Origin of the sequence: Candidatus Symbiopectobacterium sp., assembly GCF_020054415.1 — a bacterium.
In the GTDB taxonomy this organism is placed as follows: domain Bacteria; phylum Pseudomonadota; class Gammaproteobacteria; order Enterobacterales; family Enterobacteriaceae; genus Symbiopectobacterium.
The window spans coordinates 1-6,490 of sequence record NZ_JAHWCO010000399.1; the positions used below are offsets into that span (position 1 = coordinate 1).

Genomic DNA, 6,490 nt, shown 5'->3' on the forward strand with positions numbered 1-6,490 from the left:
AATGTGCTGTGGGCGTACGCCGATGGCCACTTTACTCGATGGAAAACGGATCTGGGCAGAAAAGAATCTGAACCAGATGTAATCTGACAAACACCTGTATAAATAATCGGTAACTGTCAGATCAGGTCTGAGCTAGTACAGGTAATAGCACAATAACCCCCCACATGGTGCGGGGGTTATTTAATTCCTTGGACTCATTTAGCGGGTTCTTCCGGTTCTGGCAGGGTGACGTTAAGTTCAAGCACGGAGATATCATCCCCTTTTTGCTCCAACTGAACCGTCACCATTTCCGGGTCGATCTGTACGTATTTACAGATCACCGCTAAAATATCCCGCTTTAACTGTGGCAAATAATGTGGCTCACTGTCGCCACGGCGGCGTTCCGCAACGATAATTTGCAGCCGCTCCTTGGCAATATTCGCGGTGTTTTTTTTGCGGGACAGAAAGAAGTCGAGTAAGGCCATAATTTATCCCCCAAAAAGGCGTTTAAGAAAACTCTTTTTCTCTTCCTCAATGAAACGGTAGGGACGATCTTCACCCAGCAAGCGATCGACGGTGTCAGCGTAGGCTTTGCCTGCGTCGGAAGCGATATCAAGGATCACCGTTTCCCCCTGGTTTGATGCACGCAGTACGGACTGATCTTCGGGAATAACGCCAACCAGCGAAATACGAAGGATCTCCAGTACATCTTCCATGCTTAACATATCACCGCGGCTAACGCGGCCTGGATTGTAACGGGTGAGCAGCAGATGCTCTTTAATCGCATCCTGACCGCGTTCAGCACGGCGTGATTTGGAGGCCAGGATGCCGAGAATGCGGTCAGAGTCGCGCACCGATGACACTTCCGGGTTGGTGGTAATAATGGCTTCGTCGGCAAAATAGAGCGCCATCAATGCACCCGTTTCAATCCCAGCAGGAGAGTCACAGATGATAAAATCAAACCTCATTTCTGCCAGCGTATCCAACACTTTTTCTACGCCTTCGCGGGTTAGTGCATCTTTGTCACGGGTTTGTGACGCGGGCAGAATATAGAGATTTTCCGTGTGCTTGTCTTTGATTAATGCCTGATTCAGCGTGGCATCACCTTGAATCACATTGACGAAATCGTAGACTACGCGGCGCTCGCATCCCATGATGAGATCGAGGTTACGCAGACCAATATCGAAGTCGATAACAACCGTCTTTTTACCTTTCTGGGCTAAACCGGTAGCAATGGCCGCGCTTGAAGTAGTCTTGCCAACGCCCCCTTTACCCGATGTAACAACAATAATGCGTGCCATAAATAGTTCCTTGTTAAAGGGCTTAGTCTAGAGGTTGTATGGTTAAATCGTTTGCGAGTTGGTCGAGCTTCAGACGCACGGCCTTCCCGAAATGGGCCGCTGGGATCTTGTCGCTGAGCCAGTAGCGCCCGGCGATGGATACCAGTTCGGCTGCAAGATGCGTACAGAAAATTTGGCTCTGCACATCACCCGAGACGCCCGCCAGCGCTCGTCCCCGCATCATGCCGTAAATATGTATATTGCCATCGGCGATCACCTCTGCACCGGCGCTGACGCTGCTCAGTACAATTAAGTCGCCCTCTCTGGAATAAATCTGTTGGCCAGAACGAACCGGCGTAGTAATCACTTTGGTTTTGGCTATTGCTGGTGCAACGGGAATAGGCTCAGGTGCCCGACGCGGCGACTTACCTTCATTTAACAGCGGCAATCCCGCTTTGATAATGGCTTTTGTAAGTACCTCGTCCCTACAACCGCTCACGCCCACCACGTGTAACCCCGTAGAAATAATAGCGTGCTGGATAGATAACCAGTCTATTTCGTCCGTCAGGGCGGCAACATTAATAACCACAGGCGCATTTTTTAAAAATGCTGGAGCCTGCTCAATCTTTTCCTGTAATGCTTTAATAATTACCTCAGGTTGCGACTCATACAAATGAACAACCGATAAGGTAAAATTGCTGCCTTTTAACTCAATTGGCGTTTGTGACATCTATCCTGACTCAGTTTCAGCCTGTTAAATCCCTAGATTTGCATGGCAACATGATATTCCAGAGTGCTGTAAGCATGTTATAGTCACAATTATATACAGGCAAGATGACATTCCCATCTAATCGAGTAAAAAAATGTTTTGGGTCGTGTATTAAATATGTTGATTGCAGTGTGAAATGTCCGGTTTTGGATGTGGAATACAGTGGCTAAAGTTGATGTAAGATGCCCGTTTTGTGAACAGACATAGCCTGTGAAAAAACACGGTTATGGCAAAAGTGGCCATCAGCGTTACCGTCGTCAGTCATGCAAACACGGATGGCTACAGTGCTTACAACGACGAACTTCCAAAAGTAAAACACATTGTTAGCAAGCTGTATACACAGCGTATTGAGCGTACACATCTGACACAGCGTAACCGATTGCAACGGCTCAATCGCAAGACGCCCGGATATTCAAAATCATCCGAAAGACACGATAGGATCATCGGTACTTACATCGAACGCGAGTACTACGTTTGATGCTACATCAACTCATTGAATACACGAACGGTCAGCGTTGGTCACCAACCTGTCCATGGCGAGCATTTTACTGACCCACTCTGACCAGTCAATAAAATTATCCCTTACCGCTCATCAATTGCTGTTTTTTACGACGTAGAGGTCAGAAATCCAGCAAATCGCGCCACGCGGCACTCAAATACTGGAACATGGACCAAAAAGTTAACACGGCGGCAATGTAGAGCGCGATAATGCCCGCGCCTTCGACCATACGCTCAGGGCGCCAGAGTAGACCAACTAGCGCCAGCATTTGCGCCGTTGTTTTCACCTTTCCGACCCAAGACACCGCAACGTGACTGCGTTTGCCAATCTCAGCCATCCATTCGCGCAGAGCGGAAATAATGATTTCGCGCGCAATCATCGTGGCGGCTGGCAAAGTTATCCACCACGCATGGTAATGCTCTGCCACCAGTACTAATGCTACCGCAACCATCACCTTGTCAGCCACCGGATCGAGAAAGGCACCAAAGCGCGTGGTTTGCTTCAAACGGCGCGCCAGAAAACCATCAAACCAGTCGGTAACCGCCGCGACCACAAAAATAAAGGCGCACAGCAGAGGTGCCCAATTAAAAGGGAGATAAAATGCCAGCACAAAGAATGGAATAAGGACAACGCGAAACAGAGTTAGCAATGTTGGTATGTTCAATTGCATATGGATTGGCTACTTTGGCTGGTATCGGTTGTTGGATATGTTGCTACATTGTCCCTAGTGTTTCAATGCATGAAAGATTTTTTCTGCCAATGCATGCGAAATTCCTGGCACATTCGCAATATCATCAATGCTGGCATTTAACAGTGGCTGCATTCCCCCCAAGTATTTCAGCAACATTTGCCGACGTTTTGGCCCAACCCCTTCAATCAGTTCCAGCGAACTGGTGTTTTTTACTTTTGCCCGCTTCTTTCGGTGCCCGGCGATAGCGTGGTCGTGTGAATCATCGCGAATATGCTGAATAACGTGCAGCGCTGGCGAATCCGCCGGTAAGGCGATCCCTTCCCCTGTCGCTTCGAAAAACAGCGTTTCTAACCCCGCCTTGCGCTCTGTCCCCTTGGCGACGCCGAGCAGCAGCGGTTTGCGTTTATCCCACGGCACTTCCAGTTCATCGAACACCGCGAGCGCCTGCCCCAATTGGCCCTTTCCGCCATCAATAACAATCACGTCAGGAATTTTGCTTTCTTCCAAGGCTTTACCATAGCGACGTTTCAGAACCTGGTTCATGGCCGCGTAGTCATCCCCTGACGTGATGCCACTGATGTTGTAACGACGATACTCCGAACGCAGCGGCCCATTGGCATCAAACACCACGCAGGACGCCACTGTCTGCTCCCCCATGGTATGGCTGATATCAAAACACTCCATACGCGCGATGTTTTCTAGATGAAGCACCTCAGCCAACGCCTTTAAACGCTGGTGGATAGTGGATTGCTGCGAAAGCTTGGTTACTAATGCCGTAGCGGCATTGGTGCGCGCCAGTTTCAAATAACGGGCACGATCGCCGCGTGGTTTGGTTTGGATATGAATACGTCGCCCCGCGACCTCAGACAGTGATTCAGCCAATACCTCTTTCTCTGGCAACGCAAAATCCAACAATATTTCGCTCGGCAGCGTGCGCGACAAACTGCCTTGCAGATAGAACTGTCCGACAAACGTCTGTACCACTTCCGCCAGCTCGGTTCCGGCCGGTACTTTGGGGAAATAGCTGCGGCTCCCCAGCACTTTGCCTAGACGAATAAAGAGCACATGCACGCAGGCCATACCGGCATCGAAGGAAACGCCAATCACGTCCAGATCTTCGCCATCACCCGAAACAAATTGTTTTTCGGTGACGCGGCGCACCGCCTGAATCTGATCGCGTATACGTGCCGCTTCTTCGAAATCCAACTGACGGCTGGCCGCTTCCATACGCGCGACCAGTTGATCGAGCACCTGCTGATCTTTGCCTGAAAGAAAAAGCCGCACATATTCTACCTGCTGACGGTAGCCTTCTTCACTGACCAACCCCGCGACACAGGGGCCAAGGCAGCGCCCAATCTGATACTGAAGACATGGCCGCGAGCGATTTCGATACACACTGTTTTCGCACTGGCGAATAGGAAAAAGCTTTTGCAGCAATACCAGCGTTTCACGCACAGCATTGCCGTTTGGAAAGGGGCCAAAATATTCCCCTTTGGCGTGCTTGGCACCGCGATGGACGGCTAATCGCGGGTGAGTATCGCCACTGAGAAAGATCATAGGATACGATTTATCATCACGCAGCAATACGTTATAGCGCGGCTGATAGAGCTTGATGTAGTTGTGTTCAAGCAGCAGCGCTTCGGTTTCTGTATGGGTGATGGTGACATCAATCTGATGAATAGCCTTCACCAGCGCTTCCGTCTTACGGCTGGCAACGTTGCTGCGAAAATAGCTTGCGAGGCGCTTTTTTAGATCTTTTGCTTTCCCGACATAGATGACCGTGTTGCTCTCATCGTACATACGGTATACACCAGGCTGGCTGGTGACAGTTTTTAAAAACGCGGGGGAATCGAAATGTTCACTCACTGCTTAACCTTCGCTCACTGCCTGTTATTCACTGCTCGTGGACGGCTCCGCGTTAAACAATCCGTGGCGGATAGCCAAATGTGTCAACTCAACATCACCACTCACATTCAGTTTGCTAAACATGCGGTAACGGTAACTGTTTACTGTTTTCGGACTCAGGTTTAACCGTTCGGAAATTTCTGTGACCTTTTGCCCCTGAGTGATCATCATCATAATTTGTAATTCACGTTCAGACAAACACGCAAGCGGGGTTTCGGTGTGCGGAGCCAATTGACTCAATGCCATACGTTGTGCAATATCAGAAGCAATGTAACGACTGCCCGCATGCACCGCTCGAATGGCACAAATTACTTCCTGCGGCGCTGCTCCCTTGCTGAGGTAACCCGCAGCGCCAGCTTGCATGACTTTAGCAGGTAATGGATTCTCGGTGTAAATGGTTAGCATGATAATTTTAATTGCAGGCGCAAAACGCGCTATCTTGCGCGTGGCTTCCAGCCCGCCGATCCCAGGCATGTTCATGTCCATCAAGACGACATCAACGGGATGCTGACGGCACCACTTAACCGCATCTTCACCACAGTGCGCCTCGCCAACCACCTTTAACCCTTTGGTGTCGTCGAGAATGTGCCTTATCCCTGTTCGCACCAGTTCATGGTCATCTACAAGAAAAACTCTAATCAAAAATTATTCTCCGAAAAGGGTGTAACGCTGAACACCACGCAACCGAAGATGGAAGCGAAAATTTTTTGAGAAAATTATAAAACAGCGACATTTCACACTTACATGCTAAATAATTCACGCTGCAGTGCAGCAACAAACGAGAAAAAAGTTTGTTACACATTCGAGCACCTCTGCACTTGGCCGAAAGGTGAACGTCAGAAACAAAGTTCATTAATCCTGACACTTTCTAAATTCAGTGATTGGAAGCAACAAACGTAGCGACCGCGCGTGCAACGTGAAGTATGACGAGTATATCGACGTATATAGCAACAATAACGCAGTGTCGCTGAATCAGAGCAACAAAATGGCTTTGTTGAATAAATAGATTTTATGCTGGCAGCCCAGCGAAACGACGGATCCTCGCAACGTAAAATAATGCAGTTAGGCATCATGAGAAAAGTGTACACCTTAGATGGCAAGCATTTTCAACCAAAACTGGCATGGAAAAACAGCATGATTACCTATTATTCAACAAAGCCCAACAAAATACCTAAAACGTCATGATACACATCAGTCACAGCCATGCCACATAAATTTGATGTTACCATGGGCTTTGTTGAATAAATAGATTTTATGCTGGCAGCCCAGTGAAACGACGGATCCTCGCAACGTAAAATCATGCAGTTAGGCCTCATGAGAAAAGTGTACACCTGAGATGACAAGCATTTTCAACCAAAACTGGCATG

General features: G+C 48.7%; 7 protein-coding genes and 1 pseudogene. 1 reads left to right on the forward strand and 7 read right to left on the reverse strand.

Translation table 11 applies throughout. From position 1 onward, the window contains the following. Positions 1 to 194 precede the first annotated feature (194 nt). From minE to QZ506_RS11775, 4 genes are all read right to left on the reverse strand, one after another. The gene (minE, locus tag QZ506_RS11760) at positions 195 to 464 is read right to left on the reverse strand and encodes a cell division topological specificity factor MinE (RefSeq protein ID WP_222160745.1); all 270 of its coding nucleotides are present in this window, start codon (positions 462 to 464) and stop codon (positions 195 to 197) included. A gap of 3 nt (positions 465 to 467) precedes the next feature. Further along, positions 468 to 1,280, reverse strand: coding sequence for a septum site-determining protein MinD (gene minD / locus QZ506_RS11765; protein WP_291971257.1), 813 nt, complete (start codon positions 1,278 to 1,280; stop codon positions 468 to 470). Positions 1,281 to 1,302: 22 nt separating this feature from the next. Further along, positions 1,303 to 1,989: a septum site-determining protein MinC gene (gene minC / locus QZ506_RS11770; RefSeq protein WP_291971259.1), complete on the reverse strand. Its 687-nt coding sequence runs from the start codon at positions 1,987 to 1,989 to the stop codon at positions 1,303 to 1,305. Positions 1,990 to 2,139: 150 nt separating this feature from the next. Next, entirely contained in the window at positions 2,140 to 2,271 is a 132-nt protein-coding gene (locus QZ506_RS11775) for a hypothetical protein (RefSeq protein ID WP_291971261.1), read from the reverse strand. On the opposite strand from QZ506_RS11775, the pseudogene QZ506_RS11780 reads away from it, so the two are divergent. Beyond that, positions 2,239 to 2,506, forward strand: a pseudogene (locus QZ506_RS11780) (IS1 family transposase). The gene QZ506_RS11775 and the pseudogene QZ506_RS11780 sit on opposite strands and share 33 nt — an antisense overlap. Positions 2,507 to 2,648: 142 nt before the next feature. Here QZ506_RS11780 and pgsA read toward each other — a convergent pair. The 3 genes from pgsA to uvrY are packed head-to-tail and all read right to left on the reverse strand — an operon-like array spanning position 2,649 to position 5,765. Next, positions 2,649 to 3,197 (reverse strand): CDP-diacylglycerol--glycerol-3-phosphate 3-phosphatidyltransferase, encoded by a 549-nt coding sequence (gene pgsA / locus QZ506_RS11785; RefSeq protein ID WP_291971263.1) that lies wholly within the window; start codon positions 3,195 to 3,197, stop codon positions 2,649 to 2,651. Between the two features lie 54 nt (positions 3,198 to 3,251). Continuing rightward, complete coding sequence (gene uvrC, locus QZ506_RS11790; protein WP_291971265.1) at positions 3,252 to 5,084, reverse strand: excinuclease ABC subunit UvrC; 1,833 nt, start codon at positions 5,082 to 5,084, stop codon at positions 3,252 to 3,254. Between the two features lie 24 nt (positions 5,085 to 5,108). Next, positions 5,109 to 5,765, reverse strand: coding sequence for a UvrY/SirA/GacA family response regulator transcription factor (uvrY, locus tag QZ506_RS11795; protein ID WP_291971267.1), 657 nt, complete (start codon positions 5,763 to 5,765; stop codon positions 5,109 to 5,111). Between the last annotated feature and the right edge of the window lie 725 nt (positions 5,766 to 6,490).

Coding starts and splice junctions, on each gene's coding strand:
- minC (WP_291971259.1), bottom strand. CDS start 1,989: ATGTCACAAACGCCAATTGAGTTAAAAGGCAGCAATTTTACCTTATCG.
- pgsA (WP_291971263.1), bottom strand. CDS start 3,197: ATGCAATTGAACATACCAACATTGCTAACTCTGTTTCGCGTTGTCCTT.
- QZ506_RS11775 (WP_291971261.1), bottom strand. CDS start 2,271: ATGGCCACTTTTGCCATAACCGTGTTTTTTCACAGGCTATGTCTGTTC.
- minD (WP_291971257.1), bottom strand. CDS start 1,280: ATGGCACGCATTATTGTTGTTACATCGGGTAAAGGGGGCGTTGGCAAG.
- minE (WP_222160745.1), bottom strand. CDS start 464: ATGGCCTTACTCGACTTCTTTCTGTCCCGCAAAAAAAACACCGCGAAT.